The sequence below is a fragment of the Pseudomonas sp. NFPP28 genome (assembly GCF_900115535.1).
GTDB classification, from domain to species: domain Bacteria; phylum Pseudomonadota; class Gammaproteobacteria; order Pseudomonadales; family Pseudomonadaceae; genus Aquipseudomonas; species Aquipseudomonas extremorientalis.
Window position 1 is genome coordinate 127,636 of record NZ_FOWT01000001.1, and the last position, 19,287, is coordinate 146,922.

Annotated in this window: 20 protein-coding genes; 10 read left to right on the forward strand and 10 right to left on the reverse strand. The window is 60.3% G+C overall.

Annotation, left to right across the window (positions count from 1 at the left end; all coding sequences use genetic code 11):
• The first annotated feature begins 90 nt into the window (after window positions 1-90).
• Together dusA and tal are read left to right on the forward strand one after the other, a co-directional pair.
• A complete protein-coding gene (dusA, locus tag BM110_RS00685; protein ID WP_093511980.1) occupies window positions 91-1,101 on the forward strand; it encodes a tRNA dihydrouridine(20/20a) synthase DusA in 1,011 nt (336 codons plus the stop codon).
• A gap of 254 nt (window positions 1,102-1,355) precedes the next feature.
• Entirely contained in the window at window positions 1,356-2,282 is a 927-nt protein-coding gene (gene tal, locus BM110_RS00690; RefSeq protein WP_093511983.1) for a transaldolase, read from the forward strand.
• A gap of 137 nt (window positions 2,283-2,419) precedes the next feature.
• On the opposite strand, the gene rssC is transcribed toward tal, so the two are convergent.
• A complete protein-coding gene (gene rssC, locus BM110_RS00695; RefSeq protein ID WP_003218919.1) occupies window positions 2,420-2,902 on the reverse strand; it encodes an anti-sigma factor antagonist RssC in 483 nt (160 codons plus the stop codon).
• Window positions 2,902-4,083 (reverse strand): two-component system response regulator RssB, encoded by a 1,182-nt coding sequence (rssB, locus tag BM110_RS00700; RefSeq protein WP_027604216.1) that lies wholly within the window; start codon window positions 4,081-4,083, stop codon window positions 2,902-2,904. The genes rssC and rssB overlap by 1 nt, the downstream gene beginning before the upstream one ends.
• Window positions 4,084-4,359: 276 nt before the next feature.
• Between rssB and BM110_RS00710 the strand changes: the two genes are divergently transcribed.
• Window positions 4,360-4,656 (forward strand): PilZ domain-containing protein, encoded by a 297-nt coding sequence (locus BM110_RS00710; protein ID WP_092247417.1) that lies wholly within the window; start codon window positions 4,360-4,362, stop codon window positions 4,654-4,656.
• Window positions 4,657-4,716: 60 nt separating this feature from the next.
• On the opposite strand, the gene BM110_RS00715 is transcribed toward BM110_RS00710, so the two are convergent.
• Entirely contained in the window at window positions 4,717-5,406 is a 690-nt protein-coding gene (locus BM110_RS00715) for an MlaA family lipoprotein (RefSeq protein WP_092247414.1), read from the reverse strand.
• A 195-nt stretch (window positions 5,407-5,601) separates the two neighbouring features.
• Here BM110_RS00715 and BM110_RS00720 point away from each other — a divergent pair, with 195 nt between their 5' ends.
• Both BM110_RS00720 and BM110_RS00725 read left to right on the forward strand, forming a co-directional pair.
• Window positions 5,602-6,210 (forward strand): HAD superfamily inactivated hydrolase PcrP, encoded by a 609-nt coding sequence (locus tag BM110_RS00720; RefSeq protein WP_093511985.1) that lies wholly within the window; start codon window positions 5,602-5,604, stop codon window positions 6,208-6,210.
• Between the two features lie 110 nt (window positions 6,211-6,320).
• Window positions 6,321-6,587, forward strand: a complete 267-nt coding sequence (locus tag BM110_RS00725) for a DUF4404 family protein (RefSeq protein WP_071489024.1) — start codon at window positions 6,321-6,323, stop codon at window positions 6,585-6,587.
• 117 nt (window positions 6,588-6,704) lie between these two features.
• On the opposite strand, the gene queF is transcribed toward BM110_RS00725, so the two are convergent.
• Both queF and BM110_RS00735 read right to left on the reverse strand, forming a co-directional pair.
• Window positions 6,705-7,535: an NADPH-dependent 7-cyano-7-deazaguanine reductase QueF gene (gene queF, locus BM110_RS00730; RefSeq protein WP_093511987.1), complete on the reverse strand. Its 831-nt coding sequence runs from the start codon at window positions 7,533-7,535 to the stop codon at window positions 6,705-6,707.
• 69 nt (window positions 7,536-7,604) lie between these two features.
• Window positions 7,605-8,117, reverse strand: a complete 513-nt coding sequence (locus BM110_RS00735; protein WP_093511989.1) for a copper-resistant cuproprotein CopI — start codon at window positions 8,115-8,117, stop codon at window positions 7,605-7,607.
• 154 nt (window positions 8,118-8,271) lie between these two features.
• Between BM110_RS00735 and BM110_RS00740 the strand changes: the two genes are divergently transcribed.
• Entirely contained in the window at window positions 8,272-8,952 is a 681-nt protein-coding gene (locus tag BM110_RS00740) for a heavy metal response regulator transcription factor (RefSeq protein ID WP_058424549.1), read from the forward strand.
• Window positions 8,949-10,295 carry a heavy metal sensor histidine kinase gene (locus tag BM110_RS00745; RefSeq protein WP_093511991.1) on the forward strand — a complete coding sequence of 449 codons (1,347 nt, stop codon included), beginning with the start codon at window positions 8,949-8,951 and terminating at the stop codon, window positions 10,293-10,295. Before BM110_RS00740 ends, BM110_RS00745 begins: the two co-directional genes overlap by 4 nt.
• 105 nt (window positions 10,296-10,400) lie before the next feature.
• On the opposite strand, the gene BM110_RS00750 is transcribed toward BM110_RS00745, so the two are convergent.
• The 3 genes from BM110_RS00750 to BM110_RS00760 all read right to left on the reverse strand — a co-directional run bounded on the left by BM110_RS00750 (window position 10,401) and on the right by BM110_RS00760 (window position 13,649).
• Window positions 10,401-11,645: a lipoprotein-releasing ABC transporter permease subunit gene (locus BM110_RS00750; protein ID WP_093511993.1), complete on the reverse strand. Its 1,245-nt coding sequence runs from the start codon at window positions 11,643-11,645 to the stop codon at window positions 10,401-10,403.
• Window positions 11,646-11,707: 62 nt separating this feature from the next.
• Window positions 11,708-12,391, reverse strand: coding sequence for a lipoprotein-releasing ABC transporter ATP-binding protein LolD (gene lolD / locus BM110_RS00755; RefSeq protein WP_017477213.1), 684 nt, complete (start codon window positions 12,389-12,391; stop codon window positions 11,708-11,710).
• Between the two features lie 7 nt (window positions 12,392-12,398).
• Entirely contained in the window at window positions 12,399-13,649 is a 1,251-nt protein-coding gene (locus BM110_RS00760; RefSeq protein WP_093511995.1) for a lipoprotein-releasing ABC transporter permease subunit, read from the reverse strand.
• Window positions 13,650-13,743: 94 nt separating this feature from the next.
• Between BM110_RS00760 and BM110_RS00765 the strand changes: the two genes are divergently transcribed.
• Together BM110_RS00765 and BM110_RS00770 are read left to right on the forward strand one after the other, a co-directional pair.
• Entirely contained in the window at window positions 13,744-14,328 is a 585-nt protein-coding gene (locus tag BM110_RS00765; protein ID WP_071489018.1) for a PilZ domain-containing protein, read from the forward strand.
• A gap of 43 nt (window positions 14,329-14,371) precedes the next feature.
• Complete coding sequence (locus tag BM110_RS00770) at window positions 14,372-15,094, forward strand: glycerophosphodiester phosphodiesterase (protein WP_016975274.1); 723 nt, start codon at window positions 14,372-14,374, stop codon at window positions 15,092-15,094.
• A gap of 42 nt (window positions 15,095-15,136) precedes the next feature.
• Here the strand turns inward: BM110_RS00770 and sthA are convergent, their stop codons facing one another.
• The gene (gene sthA, locus BM110_RS00775; RefSeq protein WP_016975273.1) at window positions 15,137-16,531 is read right to left on the reverse strand and encodes a Si-specific NAD(P)(+) transhydrogenase; all 1,395 of its coding nucleotides are present in this window, start codon (window positions 16,529-16,531) and stop codon (window positions 15,137-15,139) included.
• 260 nt (window positions 16,532-16,791) lie between these two features.
• On the opposite strand from sthA, the gene BM110_RS00780 reads away from it, so the two are divergent.
• Complete coding sequence (locus BM110_RS00780) at window positions 16,792-17,313, forward strand: chalcone isomerase family protein (protein WP_093511997.1); 522 nt, start codon at window positions 16,792-16,794, stop codon at window positions 17,311-17,313.
• A 171-nt stretch (window positions 17,314-17,484) separates the two neighbouring features.
• On the opposite strand, the gene BM110_RS00785 is transcribed toward BM110_RS00780, so the two are convergent.
• Entirely contained in the window at window positions 17,485-18,948 is a 1,464-nt protein-coding gene (locus BM110_RS00785) for a glyceraldehyde-3-phosphate dehydrogenase (RefSeq protein ID WP_071489016.1), read from the reverse strand.
• Between the last annotated feature and the right edge of the window lie 339 nt (window positions 18,949-19,287).

A 19,287-nucleotide genomic window follows, 5' to 3' on the forward strand; every position in this document is an offset into this window, starting at 1 on the left:
CGCGTCAGTTTTGAGGTGGTACATCGTACCACCGAGCCTTCAAAAACGCCTGAAAACGCCCTAAAACTCGTCAAGAACACGTTGAGTAAAATGCTATATAAACAGAGCTTTAGCCCAGCAGAATCAAGCCCCGGACTGTCTCGGCGCTTTAGCGTTGCACCTATGATGGACTGGACCGACCGCCACTGCCGGTTCTTCCTGCGCCTGCTCTCCAAGCACGCGCTGCTCTACACCGAGATGGTCACCACTGGTGCGATCCTTCACGGCGACCACGACCGTTTCCTGCGCCACAATGAAGCCGAGCACCCGCTGGCCCTTCAGTTGGGCGGTAGTGTTCCGGCTGATCTGGCGGCTTGCGCCCGTATGGCCGAGGCCGCTGGCTACGACGAGGTGAACCTGAACGTCGGTTGTCCCAGCGACCGGGTGCAAAACAACATGATCGGCGCGATCCTGATGGCGCATCCTGCCCTGGTTGCCGATTGTGTGAAGGCGATGCGTGACGCGGTGTCGATTCCGGTGACGGTGAAGCACCGCATCGGCATCAATGGCCGGGACAGCTACGCCGAGCTGTGTGATTTCGTCGGGACTGTGAAGGACGCGGGCTGCACCAGTTTTACCGTGCATGCGCGGATTGCGATTCTGGAAGGGCTGTCGCCGAAGGAGAACCGTGACATTCCGCCGTTGCGTTATGACGTGGCGGCGCAGTTGAAGCGGGATTTCCCTGAGTTGGAGTTTATTCTCAACGGCGGGATCAAGACGCTGGATCAGTGCCATGAGCATTTGCAGACGTTTGATGGGGTGATGCTGGGGCGGGAGGCTTATCACAATCCGTATTTGCTGGCGGAGGTGGATCAGCAGTTGTTTGGCAGTGAGGCGCCGGTGATCAGTCGGGCTGAGGCGCTGGTTCAGTTGCGGCCGTATATTGCGCAGCATTTGGCGAGGGGTGGTTCGATGCACCATATCACTCGGCATATTCTGGGGTTGGGTACCGGTTTTCCGGGGGCGCGCAAGTTCAGGCAGTTGTTGTCGGTGGATATTCACAAGGCGAGTGATCCGCTGGCGTTGCTGGATCAGGCTGGGGCTTTGCTGGAAGGGCGGTAAGTCCGTTCAAGTCTGGGGGGGACTGGTCTGCCGCTATCGGGGGGCAAGCCCCCTTCCACCTTTGAATTGTGGTGATCATGCGGGAATTGGGTTGAACCTGTCGGCAGTTTTGGCCTCCTATTTAGCACCAAGACAAGGCATTCAAACGGCCGTTTTCAGGTTGTTGCCCTCGCAAACGATCGAACGCATTTGCGCCCTTGAGCGCCTGCCGGTGCTCGGGTAATGTCATCAGACCCACAGGACAGAGCACGCCCATGACTTCCAAGCTGGAACAACTCAAGCAATTCACCACTGTCGTAGCCGATACCGGCGATTTCTCCACCCTCGCCAAGCTCAAGCCGCAAGACGCCACCACCAACCCTTCCCTGCTGCTCAAGGCCGCTTCGATCCCGGGCTACGCCAAGTTGCTGGATGAGTGCGTGCAGGACTGCAACGGCGATGTGGGCCTGGCCAGCGACCGGTTTGCGGTGGCGGTGGGTCAAGAGATTCTCAAAGTGGTGCCAGGCCGTATTTCCACTGAGGTGGACGCCCGACTGTCGTTCGACGAAGACGCGATTCTCAAGCGTGCGCATCGCCTGATCGACCTGTATGACAAAGCCGGCGTTGGCCGTGACCGCGTGCTGATCAAGATCGCCTCCACCTGGGAAGGCATCCGCGCGGCGGAGAAGCTGGAAAAAGAAGGCATCCAGACCAACCTGACGCTGCTGTTCTCCTTCGCCCAGGCCGTGGCCTGTGCCGAAGCCGGTGTGTTCCTGATCTCGCCGTTCGTGGGCCGTATCTATGATTGGTACAAGAAGGCCAACGGCAACGACTACACCGGTACCGAAGACCCGGGCGTGCAGTCGGTGACGCGCATTTACAACTACTACAAGGCCAATGGCTACAAAACCGTGGTGATGGGCGCGAGCTTCCGTAATCTGAGCCAGATCGAGGAGTTGGCCGGTTGTGATCGCCTGACCATCAGCCCGGACCTGCTGGAGAAACTGGCGGCGGATGAGGGCAAGCTGGAGCGTAAGCTGTCGCCGGGGCATGCCGGTGAAGCGCGCGTGCATCTGACTGAAGCGCAGTTCCGTTGGGAGTCCAACGAGGATGCGATGGCGACTGAGAAGCTGGCGGAAGGGATTCGTCAGTTTGCTCGGGACCAGGAGAAGCTGGAGGCGTTGCTGACTGCCAAGTTGTAAGGCAGGCAGCGGCAAAAAGGGCGGTTCCCTCGCGGGTACCGCCCTTTTTTGTGCTCAGCCGATCTGAAGCCTGTCTTACTTCAATGTGGGAGGGGGCTTGCCGCCTCCCACATTTGGAATGCATTCAACCCAGGAGGTCAGTGGCGCTCAAGGGCGTTGACGAGGTCGTGGAAGGCTTCGCGGTTGGAATCATTCAAGCCCATCAGGATCTTGTGCGCTTCCAGCACCTTGACCCGCACCACTTCCTCGGACTGGTCCTGGGACGGCAGGTCGGTGAGGCATTCCGGGCATGGGATCGGGCGGTCAACGATGTTGAACACCTGGTCGAAGCCCATGGACTGCAACAGGCGGGTGATGTCTTCGTGGGTGGTGACGACGGTCGGCAACAGGCCGACCTTCTGCCGAGACAGAATGGACAACTTGGCCAACAGGCCCAAGGTGGTGCTATCGATGCTGCGGGTTTCGGTCAGATCGATCACGATCGCCGAGAAGTTCAGCGCTGTGAAGATCCGCTCAATCGTCGCATCCAGCGCCGAACACAAGGTCAGGCGCACTTCACCGACAAACTTCAGGACGAAGGTCCCGTCTTGCTCGGCGAATTGGATTCTTCCGGTACTCATCAAAGATTCCTGCTCAACACCAATAGGGCGATATCATCCGGCATCTCCCCCAGCGTGGCCAATCCAAAAACCTGCCGCAGGCCATCCAGGCTGCCGCCCGCCGACTTGACCTTTTGGGGCAAGGCGGCTTCTTTCTCTTTGAGTGTAGGCTCTGGAAGCAGGTCCAGGATGCCATCAGACATCAGCGTCAGGCTGAACGTCGGCGGCAGCTCCAGGATGTGGTCTTCGTAGGTCGCTTCATTGAACAAGCCTACGGGCAGGCCACGCCCTTCCAGGTAACGCACACTGTCAGGAGTGTATAAAACAGGCATCGGCAGGTGACCGCCGATGCTGTAGGTCAAAAGACCGGTTTCTTCATCGATCACTCCGCCGACCATCGTCACGTGCTTGCCCAGCTTGCAACTGATCAGGCCTCGGTTGATGTGACCCAGCACCTCGGAGGGGGTGAACTCCGGCAAGGTGCCGTTGCGCTTGGATTCGAACAGCAACCGTGTGGTCATGAACTTCAGCAACACGGTGACAAAAGCCGAGGAAGCACCGTGGCCGGACACATCGGCCAGGTAGAACGCGACACGCCGCTCGTCGACGCGAAAGTAGTCGACAAAATCACCCGACAGGTACAGCGACGGGATGATCTGGTGGGCGAACTGGAATTCGTCGATGGTCCACGGGCTGACCGGCAGCATGTTCATCTGTACCTGGCGCCCGGCATTCTGGTCTTCCTGGAGCAGGTTGAGGCTGGCTTCGAGTTCGCGGTTGGCGGTTTCGAGCTTTTCGCGGTAGCGCTGGTTTTCAACCAACAGGCGCGCCCGGTCCAGCGCACGGCGCACTGAGTGCTCCAGCACTGCCAGGTCTTCCAGGGGCTTGATCAGGTAATCGGCAGCGCCCAGGCGTAACGCTTCGACGGCATCGTTCATCACGCCGGCACCGGACACGACAATCACTGGCGTCTGCGGGGCGAGCTCGGTCACCTGGCGAATCAGCTCGAGGCCGCCCATCTGGGGCATACGCAAGTCGCAGATCACGAGGTCGGGCTGGTCGCGCTCGAACACCTGGAGACCCTGTTGGCCATTGCTGGCCTGCAGGACGCTGAAGCCACTGTCTTCCAAATAGGCCGCGAGGCTCGCGCGCACTACTTCGTCGTCATCGATTATCAGCAGCGTGGCACTGGTTTTTTGCATGTGGGCAAACGGCGCCAGAATTAGGTTGGCGTAGGTGGCGCGACAATGGCCGGGCTCACGTACTGGATTCGCTTTCTAGCCTCTCTGTCCTACAAAGCATTGGGATTTTTCCCATGCACAATGGTAAAGCAGAGGTGCCCTTCTAAGGCGCAGACGGTACTCCCATCCGTCAGGGGTTTCAAGCTCATGCCGATGGTCGCCGAGCGTCTTTACACCGCAAATCACCGGGAGTTATAAGAACAGGCACGACCACAACACAAAGAAAGGATGGAACCCATGAGCGAACACGAGCGCGACTACGCCGAAAAACGCGATTTCATCCGCATGCGTGTGGATGCCGATGTGTCTCTGATCCACGCAGGGCAAGAGATTGCCGGGGTTTGCGTGGACCTTTCCAGCTCCGGCATGCAGGTGCAGGCGCCGCGCCAGTTCAACACCGGCGACCTGTTGACCGTGCGCATCGACTCGGAGCACGCCGCGCTGAAGGGCCTGGAGGCGGACACCGAGGTGGTGTGGACCAAAACCACCGGCGAAGACCAGCACCTGGGCCTCAGGATCCTGAAAATGCGCTGAAAACCGCGCACAAAAAAGGCGACCGCCGGGGTCGCCTTTTTCATGTCAAAACATAACGGCTTAGAAGTCGTCGACGACCTTGCCGTCCTTGACCTTGAACTCGCGGTTCTGCAGGTACGCGTTACGGATAAAGGTGTATTTGTCACCGGTGATCAGCTTCTCGCTGTCAAGCAGGCTGGCACGGGTATCGACGATGTTCAGGCCGAAGGTGCTGTTGCGCCAGCCGATATCGTTCATGTAGCGATACGGCTGGGTGTAGCTGTCCACATACTTGGACGGCGCGTCACGCAAGGTGCTTGGGCCCAGCAGCGGCAGCATTACGTAAGGGCCGCTGCCGACACCCCAGTAGCCGAGGGTCTGGCCGAAGTCTTCATCACTGCGTTGCAGCCCCATTTTGGTGCCTACATCGATGAAGCCCAACACGCCGAAGGTGGTGTTTACCAGCAAACGGGCCGTATCTACACCAGCTTTATGGGGCTTGAGCTGCAGCACGTTATTGGCCAGGTTGCCGACATCGCCGATGTTGCGGAAAAAGTTGTGAACGCCATCCTGGACGAATTGCGGGGTCACGAACTGGTAACCCTGGGCCAATGGCTTCAGTGCGTAGGTATCAACGGTGTCGTTGAAGGTGAAGATCGGGCGGTTGACGCTTTCCCATGGATCGTCTTCCGAAGCTGCCTGTGCGGCGAACGGCGCCAGAAAGATAGTGGCACACACCGACAGCTGAGCGAAATAGTGGCTCCAGCGCATAGCTTTTGCTCCTTGAATGGTCTGTCATGGGCGCTATGCCCTGAATAAGGCGGTCAGTATATGCCGGAAGTCGCCAATTAGGCAGCTGCTAGGAAACGTCTGATTCAAAATGCACAAAATTCCTACAATCAACCCGACTGTCATCGGCCTGTCATGGTGCGTGGATAGCGTTAGCGCTATTTCAGGGATGTCGACATGCCCCACGCCGAGATAGCCATCGCCAGCGCCCCCGCCTTGACCGCCGTTCTGTTTGGCCTGAGTGGCTGTCTGGTGGACTTCGGTTCCCGGGCCCGTACCGACTCCCAGGCCCCCGACTCCCAAGCCACACCGGGTGCGCTGAAAATCTTGCGCAGCCTCAAGGAACAAGGCGTGCCCTGCGCCTGGCTGGATGAACTCCCCCCCGCCGTCACCATGCCGTTGGCCGCCACGCTACCCAACTGGGTCAAGGCGGCATCGCCCTCCTCCATTCGCTGGCCGGCACCCCATGCCTGCTGGCAAGCCTTGATGGAGCTGAACATCGAACGCCTGGAAGGCTGCGTACTGGTCAGCGGCGAACCGCGCCTGCTGCAATCGGGCCTTAACGCCGGGTTGTGGACCATCGGCCTGGCCTCCTGCGGCTCGCTGTGCGGCATGGCACCCGAGCAATGGCAGGCCCTGAGCGAGCCGGAACGCGAGCTCAAGCGCGGCAAGGCCACCCTCGCGCTGTACGGGCTGGGCGTACACTCGGTGATCGATCACCTGGGCGAGCTCGGCACCTGCCTGGCGGACATCAGCCTGCGCCAGCTCAAAGGCGAGAAGCCCTGACACGGATCATGCACAGTCGACGCCAGTGGATTAATCTACAGGCTAGCCCGTAGACCTTTCTCGGCGTGCCGCGGTCTATGCCAGTGCCTATCGATAAAAGGAAACACATCATGCCTGATCGCAAAAAACTGGAAGACCAGGTCGAAATCCTGCGCGGGCAGTTGGAACAGCAACCGCCGCTGTCGGAAGAAAAACGTGAAGCACTGGAGGCCTTGATTGCCAAGTTCGAGTTGCAACTTGAGCTGGAACCGGCCACCCAGACACCCAGTATTTCCGACGATGTGAATAAAGCGGCCATAGAGTTCGATGCTGAACACCCGGCCATTTCCGGGGCACTGCGCAATATCATGAACACGCTGGGCAGCATGGGAATCTAATCTGCCCGACATGTGGGAGGGGGCTTGCCCCCGATAGCAGAGGTTCAGACACAGGTTCTGTGACTGACACTCCGCCATCGGGGGCAAGCCCCCTCCCACATTTATCTTGCAATAAGCCTACTGACGGGCCAGGCGCACGTTGTGGAACGCCACATCTTCAGTACTGCGATACGGGTTGATATCCAACCCACCCCGCCGCACATAGCGCGCATACACCGTCAATCTTTCCGGCTTCAGCAAGCGCTGCAGGTCCAGGAAGATGCGCTCCACGCACTGTTCATGGAAGTCCGAGTGCTGGCGAAAGCTCACGATGTATTCCAGCAGGCTGGCGTGTTCCAACGCGTGACCACGGTACTCCACCACCACGCTGCCCCAGTCGGGTTGACTGGTGACCGGGCAGTTGGATTTGAGCAGGTGACTGTGCACGCTTTCTTCGACGATGCGCGAGTCATCGCAACGCAGCAGCTCCGGGCGCGGGTGCTCGTAGTTGCTGACGCTGATATCCAAATCATCGATGCAAACGCCCGGCAGCGCCATCACGCCTTCGGCCTCGATCTCGGCCAGGCTGCGGATGCGCACGCTCACCGGTTTACCGGCTGCGGTGCTGAGGTCTGTGCGCAGGGTGGCTTCCAGGCTGGCCGTATCGGCAAACGCGGTCTGGTTCAGCGAGTTGAGGTACAGCTTGAACGACTTGGACTCGATGATGTTCGGCGAGTCGGCCGGGATGCTGAATTCGCCGATGGCCACCACCGGCTTGCCCGACGGCAGCAACCAGGACAGTTCGAAGCAGTTCCAGAAATCCACGCCCTTGTACGGCAGGGTCTCGGCGCTCAGGCCCAGTTCGGCCCATTTGGCGGCGCGTGGAATCGGGAACAGCAACGACGGGGTGTAGGTGGAGATGTATTCACTGGACTTGCCCAGCGGCGAATGTTCGGCTGCGGGATGCATGGCGGAAACCTGGCTAAATAAACCGCGCCAGTCTACCAGCCTTTGCCCCCGCGCCTAAGCGCCAGCGGATCAATCGATGTTGAGTTTGCCGACCATGCCCGCCTGGTAATGCCCCGGCAGGTTGCAGGCAAACTCAAGGCCCGTGGCCTGGGTGAACGTCCAGGTCAGCTCGGCGGTTTTACCGGGCTCGACCAATACGCTATTGGGATCGTCATGCTTCATCGCACCATGGCCCATGGCGCCGTGGTCCATGTTGCCCATGCCGGTGGACGTGAGCATACCGCTGGCCTGCATCTGTAACATTTCCTTCTGGTGCTCGGCATGCATCGCCGCGTCACCCAGGTTGAATTCGTGGAGCAACTGCCCTTTGTTGACCAGTACAAAGCGCACCGTCTCACCGGCTTTTACATCCAGGGACTTGGGCGAAAAGGAAATGTCCTGCAGGGTCACTTCCACGGTACGCGTGGCCTTACTCGCCGGTGCAGCTTCACCGAACGCATAGGTATGGGCGCCATCGGCCATCGCCTCAACACTCAACGCCAACAGGCAACCCGCCAACAACAAGGGTGTACGCAACGCCATCTGTTTTCTCCAAAATGTGTGACCAGGCAGGGGAACACTCTAAGAATGCGCCGCTGCCAGCCAGCTGACTGCTAGATTACAACTTTGTCAGGTTGCCCTCCTGCCCTGGCACCCAAGGTATAAAGCCGTCGTCCATCGTTGCCAAGAGCCGCCCATGAAACTGCTGATCGTCGAAGACCAACCCAAAACCGGCCACTACCTGCGCCAGGGCCTGGCCGAGGCAGGGTTTACCACCGAATTGGTGGCTGACGGCACCAGCGGCCAGCACCTGGCATTGACCGGTGACTACGACCTGCTGATCCTCGATGTGATGCTGCCGGGCCGGGATGGCTGGCAGATCCTCCAAGCCGTGCGCAGCGCCGGCCTGGATATCCCGGTGCTGTTCCTCACCGCCCGCGATGCCGTGGAAGACCGCGTGCACGGCCTGGAACTGGGCGCCGACGACTATCTGGTCAAGCCGTTCGCCTTTTCCGAGCTGCTGGCCCGCGTGCGCAGCCTGTTGCGCCGGGGCGGCAGCACACCGCAGGAAACTGCGCTGCAATTGGCCGACCTGCGCCTGGACCTGATCCGCCGCCGCGTCGAGCGGGACGGACAGCGCATCGACTTGACCGCCAAGGAATTCTCACTGCTGGAACTGCTGCTGCGGCGCCAGGGCGAAGTGCTGCCCAAATCGCTGATCGCCTCCCAAGTGTGGGACATGAACTTCGACAGCGACACCAACATCATCGAAGTCGCCATCCGCCGCTTGCGCCTGAAAGTCGACGATAACTTCCCCAACAAACTGATCCACACCGTACGCGGCATGGGTTATGTGCTGGAGGAGCGGGTCAATTGATCAAGCGCCTGTCCCTGGCCAGCCGCCTGGCGTTGCTGTTTGCCGCCTGCACAGCGGTGGTGTCGTTGATTGCCGGCGTGCTGTTCAACCGTGCCAGCGAAGCGCACTTCATTGAGCTGGACCAGCAACAGCTCGACAGCAAGCTGGTCGCGCTGCGCAGTACGTTGCAGGGGGTCGACTCACGGGAAGCGCTGGCCCAGCGTGAAGCGCAATTGCGCGCCGAACTCAGTCGCCAGCCCGACCTGACCCTGCGTATCACCGCGGCCGGCCAACGCTGGCTGGACGATGCACCCAGCATCGACTTGCCCGCAGCGCCCGGCCTGCACAGCCTGCAAAACGCCGACACCGACTACCGTGTCTACAACGCGCCGCTGAGGGCTGACCAGCCGGATTCGCCGCAACTGACGCTGATGCTCGATATCACCCACCATCAACATTTCCTGCAACGCATGCAGCATCTGATCTGGCTCACCGTCGGCCTGTCAGCCCTGGCCACTGCCCTGCTCGGCGCATGCGCCGCTCGCAGCGGGTTGCGTCCGTTGCGGCGCATGGGCGAAGTGGCCGCCAGTGTGTCGGCCCATTCCCTGACCCAGCGCCTGCCCCAGCAACATATGCCGGTGGAACTGGCCGAGTTGGCACAGGACTTCAACGCCATGCTCGGTCGTCTGGAAGACGCGTTCCAACGTCTCTCGGCGTTCTCCGCCGACATCGCCCACGAACTGCGCACGCCGCTGTCGAACCTGCTGACCCAGACCCAGGTCATCCTCACCCAGCCGCGGCCGCTGGAGGATTACCGCGAGGCGCTGCACAGCAACCTGGAAGAGCTGCAATGGATGGCGCAACTGGTCAACGACATGTTGTACCTGGCCAAGGCGGATCATGGCTTGCTGATGCCCAAGCGCGAGCCGTTGGCGCTGGCTGATGAAGTGGATGCGTTACTGGAGTTTTTCACGCTGCTGGCGGAGGACAGGCAAATCAGCCTGGTTCGCGAGGGCACGGCCCATACGACGGGCGACCGTGGGATGTTGCGGCGGGCACTGTCGAATCTGCTGGATAATGCGCTGCGGTTCACCCCGCAAAGTGGCCAAGTGCGTGTGCGTATGGAAGATGGGGTGAGGCTTTCAGTCGAAAACACCGGGGGCGGTATTCCAACCGAGTTGCTGCCAAGATTGTTTGACCGATTCTATCGGGCCGACCCGGCGCGGCATGAAGGCAGTAGCGAGCATGCGGGGCTGGGGTTGGCGATTACCCAATCGATTGTGCGGGCGCATGGGGGGAGGATTTATTGTGAATCCGGGGCGGGATGGACACGGTTTGTGATCGAGTTGCCTGCTGGAGATTGATGCAAGCTGTACCGGCCCTATCGGGGGCAAGCCCCCTCCCATATTTGAATGTATTCACAGATCAAAGTGTGGGAGGGGGCTTGCCCCCGATGGCGGTCTTGAATATTACGAATATCTCAGCGCATGCGCCGGCTCAATCTTCGCCGCCCGATACGCCGGGTACAGCGTCGCCAAAAAGCTCAACACAAACCCCGCCGTGCAAATCAGCACCACATCCCCACCCTGCAGTTCCGAAGGCAGGTTGCTGACGAAATACACGTCCGAACTGAAGATATGCTGCCCGGTGACCCGCTCCATCCAACCCACCAGTTCACTCACATTCAACGCCGCAATCACGCCCAATACGCCACCGATCAAGGTGCCGACGATGCCGATCACCGTGCCCTGCACCATGAAGATCGCCATGATCTGTCGTGGCGTGGCGCCAATGGTGCGCAGGATCGCAATGTCCGCGCCCTTGTCGTTCACCACCATGATCAAGGTGGCGATGATGTTGAATGCCGCCACGGCGACGATCATCAGCAACAGCAGACCGATCATGGTCTTTTCCATCTTCATCGCGCTGAACAGACTGCCCTGGGTGTGAGTCCAGTCATCGGGCTTGTAGCCGCTGCCCAGGCTGGCGGCGATATCCGCCGAGACCTTGGGTGCCGCGTACAGGTCTTTCACCGCCAGGCGCACGCTTTGCACCTGGTTTGGCTGCCAGTGCTGGATCTCGGCAGCGTCGGCCATGTGGATCATGGCCATGGAGCCATCCAGTTCGGCACCGACCTTGAAGATCCCCACCACGTTCAAGCGCTGCATGCGTGGGGTGATGCCACCCGGCGCAGTGCTGATTTCCGGCACGATCAGGGTCAGCTTGTCGCCCACATTCAGGCGGAAACGCCGGGCAGTGATTTCGCCGACCACGACGCCGAATTCGCCGGGTTTGAGGTCATCCAGTTTGCCCTGCACGATATGCTGGGCCACGATCGACACCTTGCCTTCCTGCGCCGGGTCGATGCCGCTGATCTCGATCGGCTGCATCGCGCCTTTGTAGGAGAACATGCCGTCCATCTGTGTGAATGGTACCGCTGCGGTGACTTCCGGGTTCTTCATCGCGGCGGCGGCCACGGGTTGCCAATTATCGATCGGGTTCACACCGACGATGGTGGCATGGGGCACCATGCCGAGGATGCGTGAGCTCATTTCGCGTTGGAAGCCGTTCATCACCGACAGCACCACGATCATCGCCAACACGCCCAGGGCGAGGCCGATCATCGAGGTCATCGAGATAAACGAGACAAAACGGTTGCGGCGCTTGGCGCGGGTATAGCGCGTGCCGATGAAAATCGATAACGGTCTGAACATTCGCTTGCACCGCCTGAAAAAATGAAAAAGCCCGGCGCATGAAGCACCGGGCTTGAAACGGGTCAGATGGCGACCAGGTGACCTTCCTGCAGGTGCAGCACGCGGTCCATCTGGCGGGCCATGCTCATGTCATGGGTCACCACCAGGAACGCAGTGCGCATCTGGGTGCTCAGTTCCAGCATCAAGTCCTTGATGCCCTGGGCCGTGTGGGAGTCAAGGTTGCCGGTAGGCTCGTCGAGCATCACCAGGCCCGGGTTGTTCACCAGGGCACGGGCGATTGCCACACGCTGGCGCTCGCCGCCGGACAGTTCGGCCGGCTTGTGCTCCAGGCGATGACCGAGGCCGACGCGCTCCAGCAGGGCCTTGGCGCGCTGGCGGGCTTCCGGGATCGCGGTCTTGCCGATCAGCAGCGGCATGCACACGTTTTCCAGGGCGGTGAATTCCGGCAACAGGTGGTGGAACTGGTACACAAAACCGAGCGAGCGGTTGCGCAGTTGGCCACGGGCCTTTTCGCCGAGGGCCGAGAGTTCTTCACCGGCCAGCCATACGCTGCCCTGGGACGGCGTATCCAGGCCGCCCAGCAGGTTCAGCAAGGTACTTTTGCCGGAACCGGAACTGCCGACGATCGCCACGCGCTCGCCCGGGTGCAGCTCAAGTTGCAGGTTGGACAGCACCACCACCGACTCCGGACCTTCCTCATAGGATTTGCCCAGGTTGCGGCAGCTCAGGATTGCTTTTTCACTCATGCCCGATTCACTCATAACGTAAGGCCTGTGCTGGCTGGGTACGCGCCGCGCGCCAGGCTGGATACAGGGTGGCAAGGAAACTCAGGACCAACGCCGCGCCGCCTACCATCAACACGTCCTGGGCCTGCACCTGGGACGGCAAGTAGTCGATGAAGTAGACGTCGGCGTTGAGAAACTTGTGACCGATCAGGGTTTCGAGGCCGGCGATGGCGGCACTCACGTTCAGCGCGGCCAGAATGCCGACCGCCGTGCCGATCAAAGTGCCGACCACGCCGATCACGGTGCCCTGCACCATGAAGATCGCCATGATCTGCCCCGGCGTGGCACCGAGTGTGCGCAGGATGGCGATATCGCCCTTCTTGTCGTTCACCACCATCACCAGCGTGGAGATGATATTGAAGGCGGCCACGGCGACGATCAGCAGCAACAGCAGGCCGATCATGGCTTTTTCCATGCGGATGGCCTGGTAGAGGTTGCCGTGGGTACGCGTCCAGTCGCGGGCGTAGTACTGGCTGTCGCCCAAATGCTGGGCGATTTCCCACGAGGTGCGCGGTGCGTCGAACAGGTCGTTGAACTTCAGGCGCAGGCCCTGCACCTGGTCCGACTGCCAGCGGTGCAGGCGGGCCAGGTCGGTAAGGTTGGTCAGGCCGAGGTAGCCGTCGATCTCGCCGGCGCCGACGTGGAAGGTGCCCACCACGGTAAAGCGCTTCATGCGCGGGAACATGCCGGCCGGGGTCACGGTGACTTCCGGCGCGACGAAGGTCAATTTGTCGCCCAGGCCCACGCCCAGCTTGGCCGCCGCCTTGTCGCCGATCACGATGCCGAACTCGCCGGGCGCCAGGTCATCGAGTTTGCCCGACAACATGAACTTGTCGATGATCGACACATTACGTTCCTGGGCCGGGTCGATGCCATTGAGCAGGATCTTCTGCACCTTGCCGTCGTTGGTCAGCAACCCTTGCATCTGGGTAAACGGCGCAACGGCCAGTACCTTGGGGTTCTGCTTGACCTTGGCGGCCAGGCTTTGCCAGTCGCTGATGGGCGCATCGCCCTCGATGGTGGCGTGGGGCACCATGCCCAGCACGCGGGTGCGCATCTCATGATCGAAGCCATTCATCACCGACAGCACCACGATCATCACGACCACGCCCAAGGCGAGCCCGATCATCGAGGTCAAGGAAATGAACGACACAAAATGATTGCGACGCTTTGCACGGGTATAACGCGTGCCGATAAATACGAAGAGAGGTCTGAACATGTCGGGGCTTGTTCGGAGGAAAAGAAGACGTCCCGGTGGCGGGGTCTGGTAAGCAGCTTTACACTCAGACCATTAACGCTACTTGGGGTTCGCCATGTCGACATTAGATGAAGAAGAGCGCCGCGAATACTACCGTATCGCCGACATGATCGCACTCCAAATCAAAAGCCTGTCTGCCCCCGAGGCGGCGAGCAAGGAAGTGTTGCTGGATGATTCGCCGCTGTTCAATCTGCTCAGCGAACTGCACCTGAGCGAATTCGAGGCCCAGCACCTGTTGCGCCAGATCAATGAGAAAGATCGCAGCCTGGCCGCGTTCCTCAAAGTACAGAACAAACGCCTGGACCTGCTCAGCCAGATCATGGCGCGCGGCCTGCTGGATGAAGTCGGCGCGCCGCAGCCGGTGATCATTTCCGAAGGCGGTATCGACTTCCAACACCCCACGCCCCTGTCGCCCGGTGCGCACCTGGCGGTCAAGCTGGTGCTGATGCCCCAGGCACTTGGCCTGCTGCTGCGCGCCCGCGTCACCCATTGCGATCCCAAGGGCACAGGTTTTGACGTGGGCACGGAATTCGAAGCCATGACCGACGCCCAACGCCAATTGCTGGCGCGCTATATCCTGCAGAAACAGGCGCAGGAACGGCGCCTGGCGCGGGAACAGAGCGACGCCCAGGACACCTGAATTCGTATTACCCCGCCAGCAGACCTGGCGCATAGGAGCAACTGTGACCCTGATTTACGGCCACCGCGGTGCCAAAGGCGAAGCACCGGAAAACACCCTGACCAGCTTCCAGGAATGCCTCAAGCACGGCGTACGCCGCTGCGAACTGGACTTGCACCTGTCCATGGACGGCGAGTTGATGGTCATCCACGACCCGACCCTCAAGCGCACCGCCGACCGGCGCGGCAAAGTCGTCGAGTATTCGGCGGCCGACCTGGTGAAGATGGATGCGCGCAAAGGCGGCCCGGGTTGGGTCAAGCCCTGCCCGATCCCACGCCTGGAAGAACTGTTCGAGAAGTGCGACTTCGATCACTGGCAACTGGAAGTCAAAAGCGCCTCGCGCACCCGAGCCGCCACCACCGTGTTGGCGATCCGCGAAATGGCCGTGCGCTTTGGCCTGATGGACAAAGTCACCGTCACCTCAAGTTCGCGGGAAGTATTGAAAGCAGCGGTTGAGCTCACACCCGACTTGTCACGCGGGCTGGTTGCCGAATACGCCTGGCTCGACCCGCTGAAGGTCGCGCAGAACTATGGCTGTGAGATCCTGGCGTTGAACTGGACGCTGTGCACCCCTGAGCGACTGGAAAAAGCCCAGCGCCAGGGCTTGCACGTGTCCGTGTGGACGGTCAACGAACCCGCGCTGATGCGCAGGCTCGCCGACTTCGGCGTAGATAGCCTGATTACAGACTTTCCCGGTTTGGCCACTGCCACCCTCGGGAATTACTGAAATCGGTCTCCCCGGCCGGCTCAGGCCACCGGCCGGAGCCGCTCAAAAAAGCCGGTTGAGGCCGTCGTAGGCCGCTACCCGATAGGCTTCGGCCATGGTCGGGTAGTTGAACGTGGTGTTGACGAAGTACTTGAGGGTATTGAGCTCGCCCGGCTGGTTCATGATCGCCTGGCCGATGTGCACGATCTCCGACGCCTGGTAGCCGAAGCAATGCACGCCGAGTACCTCAAGGGTTTCACGGTGGAACAGAATCTTCAGCATGCCTTGCGGCTCGCCGGCGATCTGCGCACGCGCCATGCTCTTGAAGAACGCCTTGCCCACTTCGTAAGGCACCTTGGCCTTGGTCAGTTCGTGTTCGTTCTTGCCGATCGAGCTGATCTCGGGAATGGTGTAGATCCCGGTCGGCACGTCGTTCACGTAGCGCCAACTGCCATTGTCGACAATGCTGCCTGCCGCCGAACGGCCCTGGTCATGGGCGGCACTGGCCAGGCTCGGCCAGCCGATCACGTCACCGGCACCGTAGATGTTCGCCACGCAGGTGCGGTAGTTCTCGTCCACTTCGATCTGGCCACGGCTGTTGACCTTGACCCCGATGTTTTCCATGCCCAGCTTGTCGGTGTTGCCGGTACGGCCGTTGCACCACAGCAAGGCATCGGCCTTGATCTTCTTGCCGGACTTGAGGTGCAGGATCACGCCGTTGTCCAGGCCTTCGACGCGCTCGTACTCTTCGTTGTGGCGTACAGTGATGTTGTTGTTGCTGAAGTGGTAGCTCAACGCCTGGGAGATTTCCGAGTCGAGGAAGCTCAGCAACTGGTCGCGGTTGTCCACCAGCTCCACCAGTACGCCCAGGCCGCTGAAGATCGACGCGTATTCACAGCCGATCACGCCGGCGCCGTAGATGATCAGTTTGCGCGGGGTGTGGCCCAGGCTCAGGATGGTGTCGCTATCGTAGATACGCGGGTGGTGGAAATCGATGTCCGCCGGGCGATACGGGCGCGAACCGGTGGCGATGATGATGTGCTTGGCCACCAGCTTTTCGACAACGCCGTTGGGGCAGACCACTTCGATGGTTTGCTCGTCGGCAAAGCTGCCGGTGCCGAAGAACAGGTCGACGCGGTTACGGGCGTAGTAGCCGGTACGCGACGCGACTTGCTTGGAGATGACTTTCTCGGCGCTTTTCAGCACGTCCGGGAACGAGAACCAGCGTGGTTCACCAATGGCCCGGAACATCGGGTTGGTGTTGAATTGCATGATCTGGCGCACGGAGTGACGCAACGCCTTGGACGGGATGGTACCCAGGTGGGTGCAGTTACCGCCGACCTGGCGACGGCTATCGACCATCGCCACCTTGCGCCCAGCTTTGGCAGCGTTCATCGCCGCACCTTCTCCAGCCGGGCCGGAACCCAGTACCACCACGTCGTAGTTGTAGACAGCCATGCGTACTCCTCAGAACAGGCCAGGCGTACGGTTGGACGCCTGGCTAAATCATGCCGCGGCCAGCGGTCATGAAGGACAATTTGGCTCAAGTGTGTGAACCGGGGCACAGTCTATATAAGGCTCAACGCCGCGAACATTAACCCTTGGTCGCGTCGTAGGCCAGCAATGCCTTTACTACACAGCGCAGATTATCCCTGAACCCTGTCGCTGCCGGAAAATGAATTAACCTGTAGCCACGGATCTTTTCGGGACGCGCCATTATGCGGCATCTGGTTTTCGGTTTAATGCTGATGTTGTCGATCGCCGCACAGGCCAATGAGCCGAATCGACTCAGGCAGGCCGACTTTCCGGCACACTCCCAGGCATTGGTGCTGAAAAACCAGACGGTGCTCACGTACCTCTGGGCGGATGTGTATGCGGCCGCGCTGTACGCCCCGCCGGATTTGAACGCCAAGCAGGCCTGGGACCAACAGGCAGCACTGCGCCTGACGCTGTATTACTTTCGCGACATCGACCGCAACGACGTGATCAAGGCCGCCAACACCACACTGGCGCGCCAGCACATCAGCGACCGCTTGAAATCCGAAGTGGACAAACTGCATGCCGTCTTTCGCAACATCCATAGCGGTGATCGCTACGCACTGGATTTTCGACCCGGACGCGGCTTGGACCTGGAAATCAATGGCGAAGTGTTGTTCAGCAGCAGCGATAATGAGCTGGCGAAGGCTTACCTGGGGGTCTGGTTAGCGCCCAAGGGCTTGTCGGAGAGGTTGCTGGAATGAAGGCGTGTATTGTCTGGACTGACGTCATCGGGGCAAGCCCCCTCCCACACTGGACCGCATTCACCCTGCAGGAATGCGGTTTAAATGTGGGAGGGGGCTTGCCCCCGATGAGGCCCTTCCAGCCACAAAAAAGCCCCGAACCAGTCGGGGCTTTTCATTCAACGCAAATGCTTAACGCGGGAACGCCGGCGGGTTGACCCCAGCCATGTCTTCCATCACGCGAACCACCTGGCAGCTGTAGCCGAACTCGTTGTCGTACCACACGTACAGGACAACGCGGTTGTCCTGGGTAATGGTCGCTTCGGCGTCCACCACACCGGCGTGGCGCGAGCCTACGAAGTCGGTGGAGACCACTTCCTGCGAGTTGACGAAGTCGATCTGCTTGTGCAGGTCCGAGTGCAGCGCCATGTAGCGCAGGTACTCGTTCATCTCTTCACGGGTGGCGGCTTTCTCAAGGTTCAGGTTGAGGATGGCCATGGACACGTTCGGCGTCGGCACGCGGATCGCGTTACCGGTCAGCTTGCCGGCCAGCTCAGGCAGGGCCTTGGCTGCAGCGGTGGCAGCACCGGTCTCGGTGATCACCATGTTCAACGCGGCGCTACGGCCACGGCGATCGCCCTTGTGGAAGTTGTCGATCAGGTTCTGGTCGTTGGTGTACGAGTGAACCGTCTCGACGTGGCCGTTGACGATGCCGAACTTGTCATTCACCGCCTTCAGCACCGGCACGATGGCGTTGGTGGTGCAGGACGCGGCGGACACGATCTTGTCGTCAGCGGTGATGTCAGCGTGGTTGATGCCGTGAACGATGTTCTTCAGCTTGCCCTTGCCAGGCGCGGTCAGCACAACGCGGTCGATACCCGGGCAGGCCAGGTGCTGGCCCAAGCCCTCGGCGTCACGCCATACACCGGTGTTGTCCACCAGCAGGGCGTCCTTGATGCCGTACTGGGTGTAATCCACCTCGGACGGGTTCTTCGCGTAGATCACCTGGATCAGGTTACCGTTGGCGGTGATGGTGTTGTTTTCTTCATCGATGACGATGGTGCCGTTGAACGGACCGTGTACCGAATCGCGACGCAGCAGGCTTGCACGCTTGGTCAGGTCGTTCTCGGCGCCTTTGCGCACCACGATGGCACGCAGGCGCAGGCCGTCGCCGCCACCGGTTTTTTCGATCAGGATGCGTGCCAGCAGACGGCCGATACGACCGAAGCCGTACAGCACCACGTCGGTACCTTTGCGGGCCGCGGCATTTTGCTGGCCAACCACATCGGCCATTTCTTCACGCACGAACTGCTCGGCGGTACGGCCGGCGCCTTCCTTGCGGAATTTGTAGGCCAGCTTGCCCAGGTCTACCGAGGCCGCGCCGAGCTTGAGCTCGCTCATGGCTTTAAGCAGTGGGAATGTTTCGTGGACGGAGAGTTCGCTGTCGTCCGCAGAGCGATGGCGTGCAAAGCGGTGCGCTTTGAGAATCGCGATGACGGACTGGTTGATCAGGCTGCGGCCATAGATCGAGCTCACCACATTGTTATTGCGGTACAGCTGACCGATAAGCGGGATCATCGCTTCTGCGAGTGCTTCACGGTCGATCCATTCACCAAGACACTGGTCGGGCTTCTGAGTCACGGGAACCTTCCACATGTAGGGGCTGAAAAAAGGGGCTACATTATGCCGCCCGACCGCCCTCGGAGCAATGCGCGCGCCACAACAAAAACCCCTTGCCAAAAAATACCGCCCCGCTACAGCCCAGTAAATACGCGGGTTCCAGAAGGCCACCAGTTGGGAGAGCAGGCCAACTTGTCCGTAACCCTCCTAAACAATCGCGTATTTCGGCACTACATATTGAGTCAAAACGCGCCATTGTTTGTCTTAGCCACTACATTTCCCGCAAACCGTAATAGGCTCAGTCAGAAACTGACAGGCGGCACCTTGGGCCGTTACAATTACCGACTTTGTCGCAACGCTTGGAGCTCAACCTTC

Coding starts and splice junctions, on each gene's coding strand:
- rssB (WP_027604216.1), bottom strand. CDS start 4,083: ATGCAAAAAACCAGTGCCACGCTGCTGATAATCGATGACGACGAAGTA.
- BM110_RS00720 (WP_093511985.1), top strand. CDS start 5,602: ATGCCCCACGCCGAGATAGCCATCGCCAGCGCCCCCGCCTTGACCGCC.
- BM110_RS00765 (WP_071489018.1), top strand. CDS start 13,744: ATGTCGACATTAGATGAAGAAGAGCGCCGCGAATACTACCGTATCGCC.
- BM110_RS00780 (WP_093511997.1), top strand. CDS start 16,792: ATGCGGCATCTGGTTTTCGGTTTAATGCTGATGTTGTCGATCGCCGCA.
- queF (WP_093511987.1), bottom strand. CDS start 7,535: ATGCATCCCGCAGCCGAACATTCGCCGCTGGGCAAGTCCAGTGAATAC.
- BM110_RS00740 (WP_058424549.1), top strand. CDS start 8,272: ATGAAACTGCTGATCGTCGAAGACCAACCCAAAACCGGCCACTACCTG.
- dusA (WP_093511980.1), top strand. CDS start 91: ATGCTATATAAACAGAGCTTTAGCCCAGCAGAATCAAGCCCCGGACTG.
- rssC (WP_003218919.1), bottom strand. CDS start 2,902: ATGAGTACCGGAAGAATCCAATTCGCCGAGCAAGACGGGACCTTCGTC.
- sthA (WP_016975273.1), bottom strand. CDS start 16,531: ATGGCTGTCTACAACTACGACGTGGTGGTACTGGGTTCCGGCCCGGCT.
- BM110_RS00785 (WP_071489016.1), bottom strand. CDS start 18,948: ATGTGGAAGGTTCCCGTGACTCAGAAGCCCGACCAGTGTCTTGGTGAA.
- BM110_RS00710 (WP_092247417.1), top strand. CDS start 4,360: ATGAGCGAACACGAGCGCGACTACGCCGAAAAACGCGATTTCATCCGC.
- BM110_RS00735 (WP_093511989.1), bottom strand. CDS start 8,117: ATGGCGTTGCGTACACCCTTGTTGTTGGCGGGTTGCCTGTTGGCGTTG.
- BM110_RS00715 (WP_092247414.1), bottom strand. CDS start 5,406: ATGCGCTGGAGCCACTATTTCGCTCAGCTGTCGGTGTGTGCCACTATC.
- BM110_RS00725 (WP_071489024.1), top strand. CDS start 6,321: ATGCCTGATCGCAAAAAACTGGAAGACCAGGTCGAAATCCTGCGCGGG.
- tal (WP_093511983.1), top strand. CDS start 1,356: ATGACTTCCAAGCTGGAACAACTCAAGCAATTCACCACTGTCGTAGCC.
- lolD (WP_017477213.1), bottom strand. CDS start 12,391: ATGAGTGAAAAAGCAATCCTGAGCTGCCGCAACCTGGGCAAATCCTAT.
- BM110_RS00750 (WP_093511993.1), bottom strand. CDS start 11,645: ATGTTCAGACCGTTATCGATTTTCATCGGCACGCGCTATACCCGCGCC.
- BM110_RS00760 (WP_093511995.1), bottom strand. CDS start 13,649: ATGTTCAGACCTCTCTTCGTATTTATCGGCACGCGTTATACCCGTGCA.